This window comes from Flavobacterium sharifuzzamanii (assembly GCF_003254585.1).
GTDB lineage: Bacteria > Bacteroidota > Bacteroidia > Flavobacteriales > Flavobacteriaceae > Flavobacterium > Flavobacterium sharifuzzamanii.
Genome location: NZ_QJGZ01000039.1, coordinates 417643 through 438822, shown reverse-complemented (window position 1 = coordinate 438822; position 21180 = coordinate 417643). Strand labels below are relative to the sequence as shown.

The 21180-nt window shown below is 34.5% G+C and carries 18 protein-coding genes; 5 read left to right on the top strand and 13 right to left on the bottom strand.

The genetic code is table 11. The features are described from left to right. Positions 1 to 39 precede the first annotated feature (39 nt). The 3 genes from DMA14_RS14690 to DMA14_RS14680 all read left to right on the top strand — a co-directional run bounded on the left by DMA14_RS14690 (position 40) and on the right by DMA14_RS14680 (position 4441). A complete protein-coding gene (locus tag DMA14_RS14690; protein WP_111425350.1) occupies positions 40 to 696 on the top strand; it encodes a CoA transferase subunit B in 657 nt (218 codons plus the stop codon). Positions 697 to 862: 166 nt separating this feature from the next. After that, positions 863 to 1282, top strand: a complete 420-nt coding sequence (locus DMA14_RS14685; protein ID WP_111425349.1) for a hypothetical protein — start codon at positions 863 to 865, stop codon at positions 1280 to 1282. A 375-nt stretch (positions 1283 to 1657) separates the two neighbouring features. Further along, positions 1658 to 4441 carry a M4 family metallopeptidase gene (locus DMA14_RS14680; RefSeq protein WP_111425453.1) on the top strand — a complete coding sequence of 928 codons (2784 nt, stop codon included), beginning with the start codon at positions 1658 to 1660 and terminating at the stop codon, positions 4439 to 4441. Positions 4442 to 4538: 97 nt separating this feature from the next. Here DMA14_RS14680 and DMA14_RS14675 read toward each other — a convergent pair whose 3' ends face one another. Together DMA14_RS14675 and DMA14_RS14670 are read right to left on the bottom strand one after the other, a co-directional pair. Next, on the bottom strand, positions 4539 to 5066 hold the full coding sequence (locus DMA14_RS14675) for a DUF6646 family protein (protein ID WP_111425348.1): 528 nt from the start codon (positions 5064 to 5066) through the stop codon (positions 4539 to 4541). A 48-nt stretch (positions 5067 to 5114) separates the two neighbouring features. Continuing rightward, on the bottom strand, positions 5115 to 5849 hold the full coding sequence (locus DMA14_RS14670) for a metallophosphoesterase family protein (RefSeq protein WP_111425347.1): 735 nt from the start codon (positions 5847 to 5849) through the stop codon (positions 5115 to 5117). 140 nt (positions 5850 to 5989) lie between these two features. Between DMA14_RS14670 and dinB the strand changes: the two genes are divergently transcribed. Next, positions 5990 to 7072 (top strand): DNA polymerase IV, encoded by a 1083-nt coding sequence (gene dinB / locus DMA14_RS14665; protein ID WP_111425346.1) that lies wholly within the window; start codon positions 5990 to 5992, stop codon positions 7070 to 7072. A gap of 102 nt (positions 7073 to 7174) precedes the next feature. Continuing rightward, positions 7175 to 7675 (top strand): PAS domain-containing protein, encoded by a 501-nt coding sequence (locus DMA14_RS14660; RefSeq protein WP_111425345.1) that lies wholly within the window; start codon positions 7175 to 7177, stop codon positions 7673 to 7675. Between the two features lie 145 nt (positions 7676 to 7820). On the opposite strand, the gene DMA14_RS14655 is transcribed toward DMA14_RS14660, so the two are convergent. The 11 genes from DMA14_RS14655 to DMA14_RS14605 all read right to left on the bottom strand — a co-directional run bounded on the left by DMA14_RS14655 (position 7821) and on the right by DMA14_RS14605 (position 21177). Then, positions 7821 to 9425, bottom strand: coding sequence for a fumarate hydratase (locus DMA14_RS14655; RefSeq protein ID WP_111377667.1), 1605 nt, complete (start codon positions 9423 to 9425; stop codon positions 7821 to 7823). Between the two features lie 79 nt (positions 9426 to 9504). Beyond that, positions 9505 to 10248 (bottom strand): hypothetical protein, encoded by a 744-nt coding sequence (locus tag DMA14_RS14650; RefSeq protein WP_111425344.1) that lies wholly within the window; start codon positions 10246 to 10248, stop codon positions 9505 to 9507. Between the two features lie 21 nt (positions 10249 to 10269). Then, positions 10270 to 10929 (bottom strand): hypothetical protein, encoded by a 660-nt coding sequence (locus DMA14_RS14645; protein ID WP_111425343.1) that lies wholly within the window; start codon positions 10927 to 10929, stop codon positions 10270 to 10272. Between the two features lie 214 nt (positions 10930 to 11143). Then, a complete protein-coding gene (locus DMA14_RS14640) occupies positions 11144 to 12583 on the bottom strand; it encodes a nucleoside recognition domain-containing protein (protein ID WP_111425342.1) in 1440 nt (479 codons plus the stop codon). 289 nt (positions 12584 to 12872) lie between these two features. Next, positions 12873 to 13946, bottom strand: a complete 1074-nt coding sequence (locus tag DMA14_RS14635; RefSeq protein ID WP_111425341.1) for a winged helix DNA-binding domain-containing protein — start codon at positions 13944 to 13946, stop codon at positions 12873 to 12875. A gap of 80 nt (positions 13947 to 14026) precedes the next feature. After that, complete coding sequence (locus tag DMA14_RS14630; protein WP_111425340.1) at positions 14027 to 14740, bottom strand: 3'-5' exonuclease; 714 nt, start codon at positions 14738 to 14740, stop codon at positions 14027 to 14029. A 191-nt stretch (positions 14741 to 14931) separates the two neighbouring features. Further along, positions 14932 to 15408 carry a methylated-DNA--[protein]-cysteine S-methyltransferase gene (locus DMA14_RS14625; protein WP_111425339.1) on the bottom strand — a complete coding sequence of 159 codons (477 nt, stop codon included), beginning with the start codon at positions 15406 to 15408 and terminating at the stop codon, positions 14932 to 14934. Between the two features lie 91 nt (positions 15409 to 15499). After that, on the bottom strand, positions 15500 to 17368 hold the full coding sequence (locus tag DMA14_RS14620; RefSeq protein ID WP_111425338.1) for a DUF2207 domain-containing protein: 1869 nt from the start codon (positions 17366 to 17368) through the stop codon (positions 15500 to 15502). A gap of 65 nt (positions 17369 to 17433) precedes the next feature. Beyond that, positions 17434 to 18249 (bottom strand): SDR family oxidoreductase, encoded by an 816-nt coding sequence (locus tag DMA14_RS14615; protein WP_111425337.1) that lies wholly within the window; start codon positions 18247 to 18249, stop codon positions 17434 to 17436. A 93-nt stretch (positions 18250 to 18342) separates the two neighbouring features. Then, entirely contained in the window at positions 18343 to 18762 is a 420-nt protein-coding gene (locus DMA14_RS14610; protein ID WP_111425336.1) for an SRPBCC family protein, read from the bottom strand. 21 nt (positions 18763 to 18783) lie between these two features. Next, positions 18784 to 21177: a M28 family peptidase gene (locus DMA14_RS14605; RefSeq protein ID WP_111425335.1), complete on the bottom strand. Its 2394-nt coding sequence runs from the start codon at positions 21175 to 21177 to the stop codon at positions 18784 to 18786. Between the last annotated feature and the right edge of the window lie 3 nt (positions 21178 to 21180).

Genomic DNA, 21180 nt, shown 5'->3' with positions numbered 1-21180 from the left:
TTGACTAATTGGCACATTAAAAAGACACATTAAAAAATTATGGCACTTAGTAAAGAAGATATAGCAAAGCGAATTGCAAAAGAAGTAAAAGACCGTTATTTCGTGAATCTTGGAATTGGGATTCCAACTTTGGTTGCAAATTACGTTAGAGAAGATATAGCAGTTGAATTCCAAAGTGAAAATGGAGTTCTGGGAATGGGGCCTTTTCCTTTTGAAGGAGAAGAAGATGCCGATATTATTAATGCAGGAAAACAAACCATTACGACACTTCCGGGAGCAAGTTTCTTTGATTCGGCTTTTAGTTTCGGAATGATCCGAAGCAAGAAAGTAGATTTGACGATTCTAGGAGCCATGGAAGTTTCTGAAAACGGAGACATCGCCAATTGGAAAATTCCAGGCAAAATGGTAAAAGGAATGGGAGGCGCAATGGATTTGGTAGCTTCTGCCGAAAATATCATCGTTGCCATGATGCACGTAAACAAAGCAGGAGAATCAAAAATCTTAAAAAGATGCACTTTGCCATTAACAGGCGTAGGATGCGTTAAAAAGGTTGTAACCGAACTTGCAGTACTCGAAGTGACCGAAAAAGGTTTTAAGCTCTTAGAACGAGCGCCAGGCATCTCAGTCGAGCACATCATCGCCTCAACCGAAGCCGATTTGATCATTGAAGGTGAAATTCCTGAGATGGTTTTTTAAGGTTCAAAGGCTCAAAGGCGCGGAGGCTCAAAGTTGAAGTGCTAAAAATAAATTTAAATAAGAGAACTTTCTTAAATGAAGGTTCTTTTTTTTGTTTTCTGTTAGAGCGTATAATTAAAACGTAATCTTTTTCTTTGCATTTGCTCTGATTTAAAAAAATACGCCTTTGGAAAAGTTTGAAATCGATATTAAATGGGGAAGTTATTTGTTTATAGCAAATGTGGTAGCTTCAATTGTAATATCACTTTTAGTGTTGTTAATTGGTTATCATAGTTTAAGATATTTGTCTTATGTTTTTATGTTAACATTTGTAATTCAATTGTTTTACTTTACAAGTAGAGCAATAAAAGAAAGAAATGATAGAGGTGTTTTTCGAAATCTATTTGTTTTTGTTAGAATTTTCGCGTTTAGTTTTTCTTTAATTACTATGTTAGTAGTGTCTAAAAAGAAACCTGATAATTTTATGATGACTATTTGCATAAGAAAAGAATCTTCAGATTTGTTACAAGATGATTCATACGAATATAACGGCATTACACTTAATGAGTTTATGGCCACATTAAAAAGAAAGTTCAGCAGATCATAAACTCCAAATCAAGTATAAAAAGAAAAAACCGCTCAAGGCCAGCTTTTAAAAGAGCTGGCTTTTTTTGTAGGAATTAATTAAAGGATTTGTAGCTGTTGGTTTTAACAAATTATATAAGGTTTAATACGTGGTTTTGTATGTAAGTATTTATTAATCAATCAAATAATTGGTTTTATAGCTGTTTTGTTACAAGATTATTACAGTTTGTTAAATAAAAATGGAATTAATGTAAAAAATGTTGCTTTTTATCGATTAAAGGCAAATTTAATCGATAATATAACACAAATAAAATATTTTTACATTAAAATAAAGTATTTACCTACATTAAGTATTTTATTTGTAATCCATTTAACCAAAATTAAATACCACATTATTATGGAAAGAAAATTACCTAAAATTATGGCGTCAGCCGTTATTATTCTTACATTTTCAGTGCCTGTATTTGCTCAAAATACAGACAAGCGGGTAAGTCAGAAAAATTTATCAGAAAATGGACAACCAAGTCTAATCACTTTTAGTGATAAATCTACCTACAAGGGAACAGATTACAATACTGTTTTTAAAGAGCAACTTGGATTAAAAGAGAACCAGTCTTTTTTGAAAGTTAAAACCGAATCAGATAGAGAGGGTTTTACTCATGAAAAGTTTCAGTTGTATGAACAGGGAATCAAAGTAGAATTTGCCAATTATTCATTACATTCTAAAGAAGGTAAATTAGTTTCTATGAATGGCGAATTTTATGCTTTTAAAAATGTAAAAACTACTCCAAAATTATCAAGTCAGGATGCATTTGCTAAAGCGATTGCTTATACGGGAGCAAAAGAATACTTATGGGAAAAACCCGAAGACGCCGCTGCGATGGATTATGAAAAACCAAAAGGGGAATTGGTTTTATTACCAGATATGGAAGAACAAGGAGAGGACAGAAAATCTGATAAAGTTCGATTGGCTTATAAGTTTGATATCTATGCTACAAATCCGTTAAGCAGAGGTGATCTCTATATCGACGCTGAAAATGGAAAAGTCTTGTTTTATAATGCTACCATAAAACACCTTGGAGAACATAGTCACGGAGGAAAATTGGAATCGGCTAAAGAAAATCAAAAGGAAACATCTAATGCAAAAGTTGCCATTGTTTCGGCAAATGCGGCGACCCGTTATAGCGGAACTCAGACCATTCAGACTACTCTAAGTGGATCTTCTTATATTTTATCTGATGGAACTCGAGGAAATGGAATTCAAACCTATAACTCTGCAAGAACCGCAACATATCCAACAACTAATTTTACTGATGCTGACAATAATTGGACAGCTGCTGAGTATAATAATACAAATAAAGATAATGGAGCATTGGATGCACACTGGGGTGCTGAAATGACATACGATTATTGGTCTGCTGTTCATGGAAGAAACAGTTATGACAATGCCGGAGCAAAAATTAAAAGTTATGTTCACTACAATTTAGTGGCCGCTGGATATCCAAATAATAATAATGCATTCTGGAACGGAAGCGTTATGACTTATGGTGACGGAACGGGAACTGGAGGATTTGATATCTTGACGGCACTTGATGTTGCTGGACATGAAATAGGACATGCAGTTTGTACTTATACAGCAAATCTTGCTTATCAAAAAGAATCGGGGGCAATGAATGAAGGTTTCTCGGATATTTGGGGAGCTTGTATTGAATATCGTGCTGCGCCAACAAAATCTACATGGTTAGTGGGAGAAGATATCGAAAGAAGAACAGGACATCTTGCTTTACGTTCTATGAGTAATCCAAAATCAGAGGGGCAGCCAGATACTTATGGAGGGACCAATTGGGTAAGCCAAAGCTGTACGCCAACTAGCAGTAACGATTATTGTGGCGTTCATACCAATTCGGGAGTTTTGAATCATTGGTTTTACATTTTATCAGTTGGTAAATCTGGAACAAATGATATTGGGAGCTCATATAACGTAACAGGTATAACTATCGATAAAGCGGCAAAAATTGCCTTTCGTTTAGAGAGTGTGTATTTAACCGCAAATTCTACTTATGCAAATGCAAGAACATCGGGGATACAATCTGCAATAGATTTGTATGGTGCAGGTTCGGCTGAAGTTATAGCAACAACCAATGCATTTTATGCAGTAGGTATTGGTGCTGCTTATGTTGGGTCTAATGATACTGTTGCGCCTACAGCTCCAACAAATCTTGCTGCTTCTGGTACTACAGGGACAACGACTAATTTATCGTGGACAGCATCAACAGATAATGTAGCTGTTACAGGATATGATATTTACGAGGGAACAACATTAAAAGGTTCGTCTACAACAACAAATTATACAGTAACTGGTTTAACAGCATTAACTGCTTATAGTTTTAGTGTAAAAGCTAAAGATGCTGCAGGGAATGTTTCGGTGGCGAGTAATACAGTAAATGTTACAACTACTTCTGCTGCGTTAACTTATTGTACATCACAAGGAAATAGTACTGCCGACGAAAAAATTGGTAAAGTTGTATTCGGTACAATCAATAATACATCTACAGGAACAACGGGTTATGAAAATTATACTTCAATTTCGACAAATGCAACAAGAGGAACTGCATATACAATTACGATTACACCGAAATGGACATCTACAGTTTATAGTGAAGGATATGCTGTGTTTATAGATTATAATCAAGATGGTGATTTTGCAGATTCTGGCGAAACGGTTTGGACAAAAGCTACATCAACAGCAACTTCAGCATCGGGAAGTATAACAATTCCATCAACGGCAGCTCTTGGAACTACAAGACTTAGAGTTTCTATGAAATATAATGGAATTCCAACATCTTGCGAAAGTTTTTCTTATGGACAAGTCGAAGATTATTCTATAAACATAACCGCTTCAGGAGCAGTTGTGAATGAAGAAATTGTTACGGGATTGATAGAGACTAATGAAAATCCTGAATTTGCATTATATCCAAATCCTGTTGTAAATGAATTAAATGTTTCATTTTTAAACAATAAAGGATATACATTTAGAATTACCAATATTCTAGGTCAGCAAATTAGTAAAGGTGAACTTTCTGAAAATCCTATAGACGTAAGCGCCTTAAATACGGGAATTTATGTATTAGAATTAAACAACGGTGCAAAAAGAATCGTTAAGAAATTCGCTAAAAAATAAAAATACTATAAAAAGCAAAAACCGCCTGTTAAGGCGGTTTTCTATTTATAAAAACTTTGTTCCTTTGCTTCTTTGAGCCTTTGAGCCTAAGAAAAAATTATAAATTAAATGAAGCTCCTAAACTAAAAGTCGCTTGATTATTCAAATGATAAAAAGGATCATTGTTTGAACCGTATTTTGCAATTGGGAATCCGATTTCTGTGAAAACACCAAATCCGTCAGTAAAGAAATAGCGACCACCAACGTGACCTCCGAAATTATGTAAACCTAAGCTTAATCCAGGGTAAACGTCTAATTCTTTTACGCCAATTACGCTAGATAAGTTAGCATTGATTCTTGCTTTTGCATCAAAACGATCTGAGAAATCTGGGTCAGCATCGTGATAAAGATCTGAACTTCCGTGGTAGTAACCATTAAAATTATCAAATCCTAGGATATAGTTAGCAACAAAACCAAAAGAGAAATTTTCTCCTAAACCAAAATCAACAGAACCTTGAATTCCAGAACCACCATCTTGTAAATTAGCACCTACGTTTACTTTAATATCTCCCTTTCCTTTGAAAGCTTCTTGAGCATTAACAAATCCGAATGTCACTAAAAACAAAAGTGTAATAACCTTTTTCATAAAAATTTAATATTAATTATTGTGGCGCAAATGTAATTTTTAAATAAATTAATTCCTACCTTTTTCGTTAAAATAGAGTTCGTTCAACGGTTCACTTTGCCAGTATTCCTTTGTATCGACATCTAAAATTGTAAGCGGACCTCTAAATGCTGCACCAGTATCTACATTCCAAACACAAGCTTTATTTACAGGAACCGTTTCGCCGATTCGGGTAACTGGAGTGTGACCAATATAAACTTCCTTATAAACGGTAAATCTTTTAGGATAGTGTATGTCGTCTTCTTTTAATTTTGGGTCTAATGAAAGAGCTGTTTCCCAAAGTGTTCTGTCCCAATAGAATAGTTTTGAAAAATATTCCCATTTTACACCATTCAAATTGGTAAAACCAGCATGTACAAATAAGCGGTTTTGATCGTCAAGATAATAATCCTGAAGATTTTCAAGAAATTCGATATGCGTTTTCTTTTTCTCTTCAGAAATTTTAGCGTAGCCTTCAACAGTAGCTTTTCCGCCATGTTTGTACCACATTTCTTCGTCAAAATCATCGTGTCTTTCTTCAAGCCAGTCCAAAGCAAGTTGGTCATGGTTTCCTCTTATGCAGATGATATTTTGTTTGCTTTTTAAATCAATCAAATAGTCAATCACTTCAACAGACTGACTCCAGCCGTCAACGTAATCGCCCAAAAAAATTAGAGTATCTTCGGTAGTAACTTCGGCTCTTGCTAATACTTGCTCAAGTGCAAGTAATCCGCCATGAATGTCACCTATAACAAATGTTCGCATTATTTAATTTTTCGAGTAGAAGAACAAAAATAGAAAGAATAATTGGTTTGGACTCATCGAATTCACATTCTTTAAAATTTGATATGATTTATAACTATTTACAGCGTTTTTTTATTGTTTTTCCTTTTTAAATTTGCAATATGTCTGAAACACCAACATATCGTAAAATTATTCATATTGATATGGATGCCTTTTATGCATCGGTAGAACAGATGGACAACCCTGAGCTAAGAGGTAAGCCAGTTGCAGTTGGCGGTTCAGAGAATCGAGGCGTGGTTTCGGCAGCAAGTTATGAAGCTAGAAAGTTTGGTGTTCGAAGTGCTCTTAGCGGAGTCTTAGCCAAAAAATACTGTCCAGAAATTATCTTTGTTAGACCAAGATTTGACCGTTACAAAGAGATTTCATCTAAAATCCATAAAATTTTTCATGAATATACTGATTTGGTTGAGCCTCTTTCGCTTGACGAAGCTTATTTGGATGTCACTAAAAACAAAAAAGGAAATCCAAGCGCAAGTCTTCTAGCTCAGGAAATTAGAACAAGAATTTTTAATGAAGTGGGATTAACAGCTTCTGCAGGTATTTCAGTCAATAAATTTGTAGCTAAAATTGCTAGTGATTATAACAAGCCAAATGGGCAAAAAACGGTAAATCCTGACGAAGTAGAGGCTTTTTTGGAAGATTTGCCTATTCGTAAATTTTATGGAGTCGGTAAAGTTACTACAGAAAAAATGTATCAGCTTGGGATTTTTACAGGAACCGATTTGAAAAGCAAGTCTTTGGAGTTTTTAGAGAAACATTTCGGAAAATCAGGAGCATTTTATTATCATGTAGTGAGGGGAATTCACAATAGTGAAGTAAAATCTTCCCGAATTGCTAAATCTGTCGCGGCAGAACACACTTTTGATGTAAATCTGTCTTCCGAAATTTTTATGATGGAACAATTAGAAAGAATAGCAGGTTCGTTGGAAAAACGTTTAAAAAGACATAATGTTTCAGGGAAAACCATTACGCTCAAAATTAAATATAGCGATTTTACGCAGCAGACAAGAAGTAAAACCTTGCCTTATTTTATTTCTGATAAAAGTCTGATTATGGAAAATGTTGAAGAACTATTGTATCAGGAAAAAATGAAAGATTCAGTAAGGCTGCTTGGAATTTCATTAAGTAACTTGAACACAGAAGTGAAGAAAGCAGTTGTCGTTCAGTTAAAATTTACATTTTGATAACGCTTGTTAAGCGTATATTAAGACTCTAAGCTTTTTATAACAGGATTTTTCTTGTATCTTTGAGTAAAAGGATCTATCAATCTCTTGAATTGTTTTGATATGAAAAATAAAAATTCTGATGATTCACTGCAACGAAATACAGTTCCAATACTATCTTGGGATTTTCATTACGAATATCTAAATGAGCTAAAAGGATTAAGTGATGACTTGAAAAGAGTAAGCAAAATTTCGAATGAATTTATCTGGGACGAAAAAAAGCTTAACATTCAGGAAAGAATCAAGAATGAAGTGGTTTTGGTGACAGATTTAGATTTGAAAATTGTTTTCGCGTCAAGCGGAATAAAAAAAATGACAGGTTACAAAGAGGAAGAAGTCTTAGGGAAAACCCCAAAAATGTTTCAAGGCCCAGCAACTTCCAAAAAGGATTTAAAAGATATAAGAGAAGCCGTAAAAAAGCAGATTCCTTTTACAAAGACCCTTGAAAATTATAGAAAAAACGGACAGACTTATAAATGCAAAATAGATGCTTTGCCAATATATAATCTAAAAGGCGAGATATCACATTTTATAGCTTTTGAAAAACAGGATTTAAGTGCTTAATGATTTTTAACCGCAAAGAGCGCAAGGATTTACGCAAGGCACGCTATATATATCAAAACAAAAACCGCCCAATAGGCGGTTTTTGTTTTATATAATTCTTTGCGAACTTTGCGTAAATCCTTGCGCTCTTTGCGGTTAAGAAAAATTATAAATTAGCAAAAAAGTCATTTCCTTTATCATCTGTGATAATGAATGCAGGGAAATCTTTAACTGTAATTTTACGAACTGCTTCCATTCCTAATTCTTCAAAATCAACAACTTCTACTTTTAAGATATTATCTTGAGCCAAAATAGCAGCAGGACCTCCAATAGAACCTAAGTAGAATCCGCCGTATTTGTTGCAAGCGTCAGTAACTTGTTTAGTTCGGTTTCCTTTAGCCAGCATAATCATACTTCCGCCATTTTTCTGGAATTCATCCACATAAACGTCCATACGTCCAGCAGTTGTTGGTCCGAAACTTCCAGAAGCCATTCCGTCTGGAGTTTTTGCTGGACCAGCGTAATATACTGGATGATTTTTGAAATAGTCTGGCATTGGTTTTCCAGCGTCTAGCAATTCTTTAATTTTTGCGTGAGCAATATCTCTAGCAACAATTACAGTTCCGTTTAGTTTTAAACGAGTTTTAACTGGATATTGAGATAGTTTTGCCAAAATATCTGCCATTGGCTGATCTAAATCAATTTCTACTGGCGCTTCTAAGTGTGGAGCTGTTTCTGGTAAAAATTGTTTTGGATTTACTTCTAACTGCTCAACAAAGATTCCGTCTTTTGTAATTTTTCCTTTAATATTTCTATCTGCCGAACAAGAAACCCCTAATCCAACCGGGCAAGAAGCCGCGTGACGAGGCAAACGGATTACACGTACGTCGTGTGTGAAATATTTTCCTCCAAATTGTGCTCCAATGGCACTTTCCTGGCAGATTTTCTGAACTCTTTCTTCCCATTCATGATCACGGAAAGCCTGACCTGCCATGTTTCCTGAAGTTGGAAGATGATCATAATATCCTGCAGAAGCTTTTTTAACAGCGCTTAAGTTGGCTTCAGCAGAAGTTCCGCCAATTACCAATGCTAAGTGGTATGGAGGACAAGCAGAAGTACCTAAATCTTTAATTTTTGTGCGAATGAATTCGTCAAGCGATTTTTCATTCAATAAAGATTTTGTTTGCTGGTATAAATACGTTTTGTTTGCAGACCCTCCGCCTTTTGCCATAAATAAAAAGTCGTAAGAAGTGCCTTTTTTCGCATAAATATCAATTTGTGCCGGAAGATTCGATCCTGAATTCTTTTCTTCAAACATCGAAATCGGAACAATCTGAGAATAACGTAAGTTTCTTTTTTGGTAAGTATTGAAAATACCACGGCTTAACCATTCTGCATCATCAACACCAGTAAAAATGCTTTCTCCTTTTTTTGCCATTACGATTGCAGTTCCCGTATCTTGGCAGCTTGGCAACTGACCTTCGGCAGCAACAGATGCATTTTGAAGTAAATTGTAAGCCACAAAACGGTCATTGTCTGTAGCTTCTGGATCGTCTAGAATTTTTCTCAATTTTTGCAAATGAGAAGTTCTCAACATAAACGAAACATCAGTCAAAGCTTCTTCAGCCAATAATTCTAAACCTTTTGGATCAACGGTTAAAACTTCGCGTTCTCCAAATTTTTCAACTTTTACAAAATCAGAAGTGATTTTGCGGTACTGCGTATCATCCTTTAAGATCGGATAAGGATCTTGGTATATAAAATCAATCATTGTTTTGTTTTTTTACAAATTTAGAAATTATTTACCTAAGAAAGAATTTGAATAAGAAGTCTTCAACAGATTTATGATTTTATTCGATGTTATTAAATTGATCAAACGTCATCTTTTTTTCAAAGTAAGGTTTGTCTTTCGCAGAAAGCAGCATCTTTTTCCATTTATTGTCTTTTAATTCAAAAGATATTGAGTCTGAGTGAGAAAGAATTCCCATATCTAGGTTTTCATCTTCGTCTGCAGGCACAAATGCAACAGTTTTGCAATAAAAAGATTTCGGGTCAGAATTTGCAGAAGGGTTTCCTATTTCAACCCAGCTTCCCCAGCCGCTGTCAGACATTGAGCTCCATTGGTGAACCAATTGTAATCCATTATTTTTTAGATAATACAAGTAGTTGTCATGTGCATAACCACAAGCAGGGTATCCAAATGTGATTTGTATGAATGGAGAATTTTTAGAAGTTTCAGATGTTAATCCATAAGAGGCTGTCCACTCAGAGCCTTTTTGAAAACTTTTTATCGCAACTTTAGAAGATGCGGTTTTGGTTTTATTCTGATAAAAGTCTAATCGGTATTTTACAGTAACTATACTGTCTTTATCTGCCTGCTGATCTACCAAATGCGCTAGGATAAAATCTGTAGAAGATTCTGTTTCGCCAGTATAAATAGATACGGTGTCGGTTTTGATGATCTTTTCATCATTTGTGACCTCCAATGTTTCTTGCGGTTCAATAATTTCTGCAATTGGGGCTGCAGCATCTGTAGGTTTAGTTTTTTGGCATCCTATTAAAACAAGCAGGAAGAAAAGAGTGTGGATTTTCATAATTATAATTCAAAAGTGATTTTATTCAACAGATAGAACTAAAAGTTTCTTTTTTTGATAAAGTTCAGCTAGCGAGATTTTTTCACCGTTAAGATAAAAAAGCTGGTCTTCGTATTTCACTTCATAAGGATCAATTAAAAAGCAATAATTATCCCTGTCGTTTAAGACACTCAGATTATCTTGATTCAATTCCACAATTTCAACATAATTGATAATATTTAGTTTGTGGGCTTCTTCTAAAGTTACGGGTGTAGTCTCATCATATCTGAAAAAGAATTTTTCTCCACCTCCAGGCATTCCAAACCAAGGCATCGCTTTTCCTGAAACTAGCGAAATATAATCTGGCACTTCGTTGATAAGAAATAATCTCTGATCCATATTTCGAAAAAACTCTGGGAGCGATTTGTTTTCAAAAGCTTCCTTTTCTTTCCAAAAATACAGTCCTTGATTTTGCCAGGAAGGATCTTGAGGATCTGGTGCGGTGTTAGAATCAGAATAGTGCATAAATAATTCGCGAGGCATAAAAGCAAGAAGCGAATCATTAATGAGCCAGTCCATTTTGTTGGTATCGAATTTGTTTTGCGCTGACACAGTTTTTTCTGTAGGTTTTGGCTCTTCAGCGCATTCGATTTTCTCGGAATTCTTAGATTCCTTTTTTTTACTTAAAAACCATTTAAACATATTTGGGGGAATATTTAATTGTTTTATTTATGTTAGAAGGCTAAAGTATAAAATTATAAGAGGTTTTTTATAAAAAATATGAAAATAATGTAGGATAATGCGTCCGATTCATACCAGTAACTTATATCAAAACTTTAAAACAACAAATCTTATCTGTTGTTTTAAAGTTGTTTATGAAAAATAAGAAGTGGCCAATTTGATGCTTTTGCTTGTCTTAGAAAAACCAAGTTGCCACAAAAATAGCTGTAATGACGCAAATTAAATCAACCAAAAGCATTGTGCCTAATGCATAACGAGTGTTTTTGATATTTACAGAACCAAAATAAACCGCAATAACATAAAATGTACTTTCGGCACTGCATTGGAAAATACTGCTTAATCTGGCAGTCAAAGAATCGGCACCAAAAGTATTCATAGAGTCAATTAAGAAACCTCTTGAACCTGCAGAACTAAACGGACGCAACATAGCAACAGGAAGAGCATTTGTAATTTCTTTGCTTACACCTAGATTCGAGAAAACAAATCCGATTGCATCACTGATGATTTCGAACAAACCACTGTTTCTGAATAATGAGATTGCAACCAACATTCCTAAAACATAAGGGAAAATTGTAACTCCAGTTTTCACACCGTTATTGGCACCAACGACAAAAGTATCGAAAACAGTAGTGTCTGCTTCTTTGAATTTTTTCTCATGTCTAAATGAAAAAATCAGCGTAAATACAATAATCGCCAATAAAATTAATCCAGAAAGGTTAGAAGTGAAATAGTTTTTTCCAATTAAATCTAAATGGTTTACATACATCAACAAACCAACAATTGCAGCAATTAATCCCATTAAACCAATTAAAAGCGAAGCACTTTTGAAATTGATTTTTTGTTTAATTCCGACAATTAAAAAAGCGGCAATAGTTCCAATAAACGAAGTGATGATACATGGCAGCATCACATCGGCAGGATTGGTTGCATTTGCGGCCGCTCGATAACCGATAATCGAAGTTGCGATTAAAGTTAGTCCAGAAGCGTGAAGACACATAAACATGATTTGTGCATCACTGGCTTTATCTTTTTCGGGGTTTATTTCCTGTAAACTTTCCATGGCTTTCAACCCAAACGGTGTTGCGGCAGAATCCAATCCTAAGAAATTGGCAGCGAAGTTTAATGTCATGTAGGATATTGAAGGGTGATTTTTAGGAATGCTTGGAAATACTTTTACAAATACCGGACTTAAAGCTTTGGCTAAGTTTCCAGAAGCTCCAGAAACGATTAAAAGTTCCATTAATCCGCAGAAAAAGGCTAAATAAGCAATAAGCGGTAAAATTAAATCGACTAAAGTGCTTTTGCAAGTAGGCAGTAAACCGTCCGATTTTTGAAGTCCGCTGTAAATTTTTACAGTTTTGCTTTTGTAAACATAAGTCGTGTCAGCATTTAGCGTATCACGATTGATGATCATGGTTTGATCTGGAGCTTTTTGGATACTGTCCTTGATGAAAGCCGGAAGTTCTTCAACGTATTTTTCAGAAACTAAAACAGGATCGTCTTTTTTTCCATTTAAAACAGAATCAATGGTATAAGTATTGGCAGTAAATAGACTGACTACAATAAAAAGAATCGAAGAAATAAAAATAACTAACCAAAATCTGCTCAATACCATAATTACAATTTTTTGTAAATGTAATTATTTAGCAATAAAATGCATAAATATTTTATGTAATGAGACGGGAATTTGAGTTGATATGTTGCCCCGCTGGGGCTTTTTGAAATAGGAAAATTTCATTTGCTACAAATATTTCGCTCTTCCAGAGCTAGTAAACTTTATAAAACAAAATTATATGCAAATAAAAAAGCTCTGGAAGAGCGAAATATTTACAGAAATCATTCAGGTTATAAATTAAAAAAAGCCCGAGTGGGGCGAAATCTAATTATCTATTTTTGAAAATTAATTACTCAATGATAACTTTGGTTTCCAAATAAGTTTCAAAAGCTTTAATTCCTTCGAACAAAATTTCCTTTTTTGAAGTTTCAGTTTCATTAAAAAACTCCGTTTCAATTTTCACATGATCTTTTTTAATGGTTCGTTTCCAGATTCCAATCACTTTTCCATTTTCTAAAATGACAGGTTTAAAAATGCCATTATTGGTAAAAGTTTTGGATTGATGATCTCCTGAAAATGAAACTTCACGCGATTTGTATGAAATCAAAATTTCATCGAATGCTGGAAGAAAATGTACACTTTCGCGAAAGTTATCTTCTAAAGAACGATTTTTAGCAAGCCAATAAGTCTGATTATCAACGGCAATGGAGTTTAATTGCAACTCAATTGCGTTAATTGCTTTCTGGCAAATTGTTGGCGCAAAACCAGACCACCAAGAAAAATCAAGTACTGTGGCTGGGCCATGACTTTCAAAATAGCGCAAAGCGAGTTTGGCTAAACTTTCTTCTTTTGATAATTTAGTTTTTGGTTTAGAAACTCTTTCTTCGAGCAAAGCATAAGTAATCTGTTTGCCTTTCATTCTTCCGTTGCATACCAAACCATCCAGTTCAGCATGCATCATAATGGCAGCGCTTAAAAAATCTTCTTTAGAAGTTCTTTTAATATCAAGTTCTAGCATGATTTCATCCCGAGTCAAATGATTATTGCCTGATAACAGTTTTTGAATTTTATTATTGATTTGATCTAATTTCTTCAAATCATAATCAAATTTTTTAGCGGCAGAAATGGTAAATCTTTGTACCTGTGGAGCCGAAAGATCGAGCATCCAATAAATATCATCAGCAGAAACAAAATGCCAAGTTGGACGTAGAATATGAGTTCTGATTATTTTTCCTGAATTAACGGCTTCTTCAATTTCTTTTTCAGAAGAATTGCATCGAGAACCAATTGCCCATTTTGCCATAGCATAATCCTGAGCCTGCATAGCACCAAAATGACGTACAATTTCCTCAGGAGAACATTGGTTTTCCAGATAAAGCTTCTGAGAAGCCATACGATAATGTGAAATTTCGGAATGAATCATTTTAAACCATATAAGTTATATAAGTTCATGCAAAAGAATCTTAGAATCTTAGTAACTCAGAACCTTAGCATCTAAAGAAGTTATACATGAATTATTTCATCATCAATTAGTAAATCCTCTCGGCGCAAGCGAAGGAAAATCTGAGCTACAGCAATTGTATCTTTTTCACAATACGTAATGATTCTGTCAATATCTTTTTCGACATAATATACGTGAGCAACCTGGCTTCCGTCAATATCTCCTTTTGGCGATGGCACGCCGAGAATCTTAGTGAGAAGTTTTAAAGAAGTAAAATGCTTATAATCGCCAAACTTCCATAATTCTAAAGTATCCAAATGCGGAATTTCCCAAGGTTTTTTTCCAAATAAATTCAGTTTATCTGGAATAGGCATTTGATTAATGATCATTCTTCGGGCAATAAACGGAATATCAAATTCTTTCGAATTATGTCCACACAGCAAATGTTGAGGCTGATTAAAATGATTGTTAATCAGATTTGAAAAGTCTTTTAGGATTTTCTTTTCTTCACCAAAAAATGAAGTTACTCTAAAATTGCGCACATCGCCTTTGATGGTAAAAAAGCCAACCGAGATACAGATTATCTTTCCGAACTCTGCCCAGATTCCAGCACGTTCGTAAAATTCTTCTGGAGAAAACTCATCTTTTCGCTGATATTGCGTTTTTAAATCCCAAAGTGACTGCATTTCCGCGTCAAGCGAATTGAAGTTTTCTTCTTCAGGAACGGTTTCTATATCAAGAAAGAGAATATTGTTGAGATTAATTTTTTCAATCATATTTTTTGCTATGTGTCTGCCACGAATTTCACTAATTCTTTGCCGATATAAATATACGCAAATTTGATTTTTTATAAATGACGAAATGTTTAATTGAGTGAATTTTCTTATTTTAAATATTGAGATTTAAAAATAAAAAGATCAAAGGGAAAAAAATTAGCGTAATTCGTGAAATTCGTGGCAAAAAAATACTAAAACAAACTTTGCTGTAAAGACGGACTTTCATGTTCTAAAAGCCATTTTTTACGAGATAAACCTCCCGCGTAACCAGTTAAAGAGCCGTTTGTGCCAATAACGCGATGGCAAGGAACTACAATCCAAAGTGGATTTTTGCCATTTGCCGAGGCTACGGCACGAATTGCTTTTATATCTCCCAGCTTTTTGGTCTGATCCATGTAGCTTACCGTTTTTCCGTACGGAATTTCAAGAAGAGATTTCCAGACTTTCTGCTGAAATTCGGTTCCTTGCGGATTCAGTTTTAAATCAAAATCGGTTCTTCTGCCTTCAAAATATTCATTTAGCTGTAAAACGGCTTCTTTTAAAACTTCTGGAATTTCCTTAGAAACTTCATTCGTGCCAACATCAGAAACAGAAATTACGGAAATGCCGTTCTCATCTCCAATGATTTTGGTGATTCCTAGAGGCGAATTGATATAGACTGTTTCCATAATTTTTAACTGCAAGGGCGCAAAAGTTTATCGCTAAGTTCGCAAAGTTTTTTTAAACCAATAAATTATATAAGTTAAATCTTAGAGGATTTTACCAGCCTCCACCTCCACCGCCGCCACCGCCGCCGCCAGAGCTTCCTCCGCCAGAACTTCCACTGCTGGAAGATGTCGAATAAGTAGTGTACGAGGTTCTAAAGCTCATGAAAAACGCTGGAGAAGAAACATAGTCGCTACTATCCGTTTTAATCCATTTATTGGTATAATTTAGTTTTTTAAGAATATCAATAAACTTGAGATTCCATTCATCTTCAATTCCTAATGCAAAGGCGTAAGGCAGGTTTTCTTCATAAACACTAATTGCGGAACTTTCTTCTGGTTTATAATTTAATAGATATTCTTTCAGCTTTTCGATTTCGGCTTTTGTTTCAAGTCCAAGTTCTGTATAAGCGCCTATTAGACTTAAATAGATGCTAAATCCGATAATTATTAAAAAAAGCACTAGCAAAGTTAGAACCGAATAACTTTTGTCAGTATTACTCGCAAGATACCAGCCAGCAGAAAAAATGCCTGTAAATAGCGATAAGAAAAGACAAAAAGCGGTTGATTTATAATCTTTTTGAACAAATGTTTCTACAGCGCCTTTAAGCAATAAATAAGTAAATACGAGCATTGTAAATCCGAAAATAACGGCCCAATAAATAGTACCTTTTGAATATTGGCAATAACCCAATAAAGCGCCAATTGTAATTACAAAGCCAATTGACATTTGTTTAAAATTAATAGAATGATAATCTTCTAAATTATACTGCTCTTGTAACGGTTTTTCAAGTGCTATTTTTGCTTCGTTAAAGATCTTATACGTTTCTTTATCTAATTCAAAAGAATCTTTTTCGCTAAATAAAGTATTTAGAACTGCATTTTCTTCTTTAGATAAACCTTCTGTTTTATTTCCGACTTTAAGCGAATATTTAAAATCATCAGCCCAAGTTTCTTTTCCATTATCTGAAATTTCGAGAGCGCCTTTTAAAGAAAGGCTGATTATGGTAACTAAAAGCGTTTGAGAATTAATGCTTTGATCGTGTATGTGTTGTAAAGACGTTGGCGAATAGAGGCTTTTTAAATCAATAGTTCTGCGTTCGCTTTTTAACTTTGGGTCTTTACCATATCGCTTCCATGAAAAATAGTAAAATGCGAAGCATGCAAAAACAACAGCAATTGCAAACCCTATTTTATCAGCTTCTAAAAATTCCTCCATTTTATAGTGAGGCCTAAAAAACGGCTGATTAACAATGCCTTTAGGAAAACCTGCGGCAATGGTAAAACCTTCTTCTTTTTTTAGATTTTTGGAAGTGAAATAGACAGTATTGTCTATAATTTTTGAATCGCATTCGTGCGCTTTCGAACCCAAAACACCTGTATAACAAGCTGTTTGAAATGCTTTTGCAGATTTTGGTAAGGTCAGTTTTGCTGTAACATTGTCAATTTCAAAATCCCAATAATTACCCGTTACGTTCCAGTAAACTTCATCAAAGTCATTGTAAGAATGCAGTTGGGCTTCTACTTCATAAGTTATTTTGTAAGTGTGATTTCCTTTTGCAATAGAATATTTTTGGTTACCAATATAGATTTCAAATTTTTCAAATCCTGAAGACACGTGATATGGCTCATTAAAGCCGTTTCGGGTAACATTTAAAACCGTGTAGTAATTGTTTTGGGACGCTTTTGGAGAAGTGCTCTTTATGGGAAGTTCCCTAAAGATGCCTCGCTGTATTTGTGTGCCATTAGCATAAACTTTAATAGTTTCGGTAACAATTAGATTTCCATTTTCCTTAACAACGATATCGGCGTGAAATTGTTTTATTTTTTCTGCTTCCTCGGGAATAGAATCGTTTTGGGAGTAACTTTGGAAGAAAGTAAACAGTAAAATACTGATTGAAAATAGAAACCTGAATTTTTTCATCTGGGAAAACACTTATTTTTTATGAAGGAAAAATAGTGTTTTTATTTAATCTTTATTTGAAAGTTTTAATATTCTTCTAAGATAAATTTATACTGTAATTTGCGTTCTATCTTTTCACTCGAAATAACCTTTTTAATATCAGATTGTTGAGAACTGAATTTAGGTAAAGCCAAATCCATTTCAATAGCTTTTGAAGTGTAATATTCTTCTCTTGTTGGGTGAAAAGGCGCAACGGCATTAAAAACCTCATTCCTTTTAGATTGATTTATGATGGCTTCAATAACGCCAATGCAATCTTTTTGATGAATTAGATTAATGGGAGCGTCTGGATTTTCAATGTTTTCTTTTCCAGCAAGAAATTTAATAGGATGGCGATCCTCGCCAATTAATCCGCCAAAACGTAAAATTGTGGTTTCGAAATATTGATTTTCTTGAAGAAGCTTTTCGGCTAAAACTAATTGCTTGCCACTTTCGGTGTCTGGATTTGGAATGCTTTCTTCTGTTACCAAACCATTATCATCTCCATAAACAGAAGTTGAACTCACAAAAAGGACTTTCTTAATGGTTGATTTTTCTATAAAGGGAATTAGATTCTTGATTTTTTCTACAAAAGCTTTCTTCTCAGAACTTGGATCGACTGTTCTCAATTTTGGCGGAATGTCTATTATTAAGATTTCGCTTTCCGCTAAAAAATCAGTAATGTTTTCAGAAACATCTTCGCTTTCGACAGTCACCAAAAAAGGATTTATCCCAGCCTCTTTTAAAATAGGAAGTTTGTTTTCTGAGGTTGTTGATCCGTTTACCGAAATTCCTTTTTTAAGTAATGCTTTCGCTAAAGGAAATCCCAGCCAACCACAACCAAGTATGCTAATTTTTGTCATTTTTTCTTTTAAAAGTGCAAAGTTACAGAGTCAGAGAGGTTTTTTAACTATGAATCAAATAAAAAGAGCAGATTAACAAATCTGCTCTATTATTTACGATTCTATTACGGCTTTTAATGCCTGTAGAATTGGATTTTCTTCTCCTTGTGGTTTCTCCTGAACTGCTCCAGGACGATTATCCTCCTGAATTATTTCGAGTTTTGTCTGCTGACCTTCTTCAGTTAGAACATAACTCATTATGAAATAATTCTCAGGTTTATCTTCTAATCCTGGTCTTGGAAAAAACAAAGAATATTTGATTTTCTGATTTTGAACAACTTCTAAAACGGTTCCCCATTGCTCAAAAACTTGGCCTTCCCATTCATTCCTAAATCTTATTTCATTGCCGATTTTCCAATCAGTAATTAAATCACTTCCATATTGCCATTGCTTGACTAATTCTGGTTTTGTCAATACATTCCAAACTTTTTCAACTTGGGCATTCAAAACGATTGTAGAAATATTTGTTGCCATAGCATTAGTTTTTAGCTTTGATTAAGGTTGCGGTTGTGTAACAGGTTTGATGCTATCTTTTGGAACAGTTAAGCTATCTACTGGAACAACAGGTTCAATCGGTTTTACGGGCGGTGTATATCGTTTGATCTTCTGCTGAATGAGAACAGCATCGTTTAACACAAATGGTGTTGGCATCATCCAATTTTCTCTTGGTTTAACATTTAATAGCGGATTGCTCATTAAATCGAAAGAACTTTCAATCAAATCCATATCAAAAACAGTTGATTTGTTGATGTAAAACTCCATTTCAAGCGGCTCGTTGCCAACAACATAATAACATAAAATTTTGCTGTCTTCTCTTTCCAGACGATTTCCTTTTTCACCAGAAGTTGACACTCCGTTTGCTTTAAAATTATAGAACGTCATTTTTGGATTTGCATAAATATCGTAGCGGTTTACTTTTCTGTTTGGAGTAATTTTGATTTTTAAATATCTATTATTTCCAATAACACTATCTCTCAAAAACTGAATTGTAGGTTTCGGAACATCAACAACAGGAGCAATAGCGCTGTAAGTAAAAGTAGTATTGTACTTGCTTGAAAGAGGCAGTGTGTTTAAACCAACAGCCTTTTGATTTTTTTCGCCTAAATACGATTTAGTCCAATCGTCCAAATTAGTGTCATAAGTCGTCCAGACAGCAGAATTGTTGTCGGCATTGTAAACGTACAGTAAGCTGTTTGATTTGGCTTTGCCATATTCGTAACCCGAATTATATCCTGCGTAAGCGAAAAATGAAATTGAAGCAATAAAGAAAACCACAATCCAAGCTCCTTTTTTAGCGAAAGCTCCAAATATCGGAAGTAATAATCCGAACAATAAAACGGTCAAAATAGCACTTCCGTAAAGTATTTTAAGTCCAAGACCAATTGGGAACATTACGATAAAAGGCGCAACAATTGCCAGTGCAGGAATAGAGAAAATTAAATTCATTCCTAAACTGTAATGTTGTGTGAAGACAAATATTCCGAATAGCAATATTCCGAAATAAACAGGAATAATTAAGAAACCTGCACCAGTTAAGCTATTGGCTAAAAATGCATTAATGATAATCCAAAGCAGCAGAGGAGCCACAAAATGGTTCATAGTAGTTTTTGCCTCAGAGAAATGATGGTAGAAAGCAAAACAGATAGCAATGCTCAAAGTAACAAAAGCGCCAATATAAGCATGTCCATTATAAGTAAATCCATTTAGGAGATCAGAGTATTGCGGATAAATTTCAAGAATAAGCTTCCATCCCAAAAATGTAACCAATCCAGCAATTATAATAGATCCTAGAAGCGGAACAAATCCTTTGAAGATTTCTGTGAAAGTGATAATTCTTTTTACTCTTCCGACAAAAATGAATAAAACCAATAATCCAAAAGCAATAAGCGTCATTGGCATTACCCAAGTAAACGGGTAACTAATGAATGAAAAAGGCGCACTGAAATAAACATTATCTTCTGTGGACGCAGTTTGGTTCAAATCAATGTTTGTAAAGTATTTTAGCAAAGGCATAATGTAAGTGCCTTGATGAGCTAATGTAGTTTTGTTTAAATGCTGAATATCGTCTTGCTGTGTGTGATAGTTAAAATGGCCATCAATAAAAGCAAAATTGAATCCTTGAATATTTCCTTGTTCTCTAAAAACAGTCAGATCGGTATCGTTTGGAAGCATTTTGTATATGCTGTACATCAACGAATTTGAAACAGGATGAGAAGGTTTCGCTTTAGTAAATTCTTCAACCAAAGCCTGATTTCCTTTATTGGTTTCCATCAGCATATAGCTAGGGCCAGAAGTTCCTCTTGCTTCAAAGTTTAAAACCAAACCAACGTCTTTTGCCCAAGGGTGCTGATTTACAAATAAAGCAGCTCCATTTAATCCTAATTCTTCTGCATCAGAGAATAATATGATGATATCGTTTTTTTGAGGATGTTTTGAGTATAAAAAGGCGCGTACACCTTCTAAAATTGTTGCGACACCAGAAGCATCATCGCTTGCACCTTTTGAGAAAGAATGCGGTGCACTGTCGTAATGAGAAAGAAGTAAAAGCGCTTTTGTATTATTTGTTCCTTTAATTCGAGCCAAAATATTTTTTGACTTTACCAAAAGGCCTTTGTCATTTAGAGTAAAACCTTCCTGAACACTCGTCTCTAATCCGATTCTGTTTAATTCTAGTTTAAGATAATTTGCAACAAGTTCGTGATTGGTAGATCCAACATAGTGCGGTTTCTGTGCTATAATCTCGACCTGATTTAAGGCTCTTTCGGTCGAAAATTCAGCAAGCGCTTCATCGTCTTTAGAGATTCCTTGCGGCATCATCGTGGCGTATATAATGCCAAGTAAAGCTAGAACGCAGACTATGGCTAGAATTGAGGTGGGGTTTTTTCTCATGGT

Bases quoted from the DNA above. Each gene is read 5' to 3' on its own strand.
- DMA14_RS14690 (WP_111425350.1), top strand. From the start codon at position 40: ATGGCACTTAGTAAAGAAGATATAGCAAAGCGAATTGCAAAAGAAGTA.
- DMA14_RS14680 (WP_111425453.1), top strand. From the start codon at position 1,658: ATGGAAAGAAAATTACCTAAAATTATGGCGTCAGCCGTTATTATTCTT.
- DMA14_RS14675 (WP_111425348.1), bottom strand. From the start codon at position 5,066: ATGAAAAAGGTTATTACACTTTTGTTTTTAGTGACATTCGGATTTGTT.
- DMA14_RS14670 (WP_111425347.1), bottom strand. From the start codon at position 5,849: ATGCGAACATTTGTTATAGGTGACATTCATGGCGGATTACTTGCACTT.
- dinB (WP_111425346.1), top strand. From the start codon at position 5,990: ATGTCTGAAACACCAACATATCGTAAAATTATTCATATTGATATGGAT.
- DMA14_RS14660 (WP_111425345.1), top strand. From the start codon at position 7,175: ATGAAAAATAAAAATTCTGATGATTCACTGCAACGAAATACAGTTCCA.
- DMA14_RS14655 (WP_111377667.1), bottom strand. From the start codon at position 9,425: ATGATTGATTTTATATACCAAGATCCTTATCCGATCTTAAAGGATGAT.
- DMA14_RS14650 (WP_111425344.1), bottom strand. From the start codon at position 10,248: ATGAAAATCCACACTCTTTTCTTCCTGCTTGTTTTAATAGGATGCCAA.
- DMA14_RS14645 (WP_111425343.1), bottom strand. From the start codon at position 10,929: ATGTTTAAATGGTTTTTAAGTAAAAAAAAGGAATCTAAGAATTCCGAG.
- DMA14_RS14640 (WP_111425342.1), bottom strand. From the start codon at position 12,583: ATGGTATTGAGCAGATTTTGGTTAGTTATTTTTATTTCTTCGATTCTT.
- DMA14_RS14635 (WP_111425341.1), bottom strand. From the start codon at position 13,946: ATGATTCATTCCGAAATTTCACATTATCGTATGGCTTCTCAGAAGCTT.
- DMA14_RS14630 (WP_111425340.1), bottom strand. From the start codon at position 14,740: ATGATTGAAAAAATTAATCTCAACAATATTCTCTTTCTTGATATAGAA.
- DMA14_RS14625 (WP_111425339.1), bottom strand. From the start codon at position 15,408: ATGGAAACAGTCTATATCAATTCGCCTCTAGGAATCACCAAAATCATT.
- DMA14_RS14620 (WP_111425338.1), bottom strand. From the start codon at position 17,368: ATGAAAAAATTCAGGTTTCTATTTTCAATCAGTATTTTACTGTTTACT.
- DMA14_RS14615 (WP_111425337.1), bottom strand. From the start codon at position 18,249: ATGACAAAAATTAGCATACTTGGTTGTGGTTGGCTGGGATTTCCTTTA.
- DMA14_RS14610 (WP_111425336.1), bottom strand. From the start codon at position 18,762: ATGGCAACAAATATTTCTACAATCGTTTTGAATGCCCAAGTTGAAAAA.
- DMA14_RS14605 (WP_111425335.1), bottom strand. From the start codon at position 21,177: ATGAGAAAAAACCCCACCTCAATTCTAGCCATAGTCTGCGTTCTAGCT.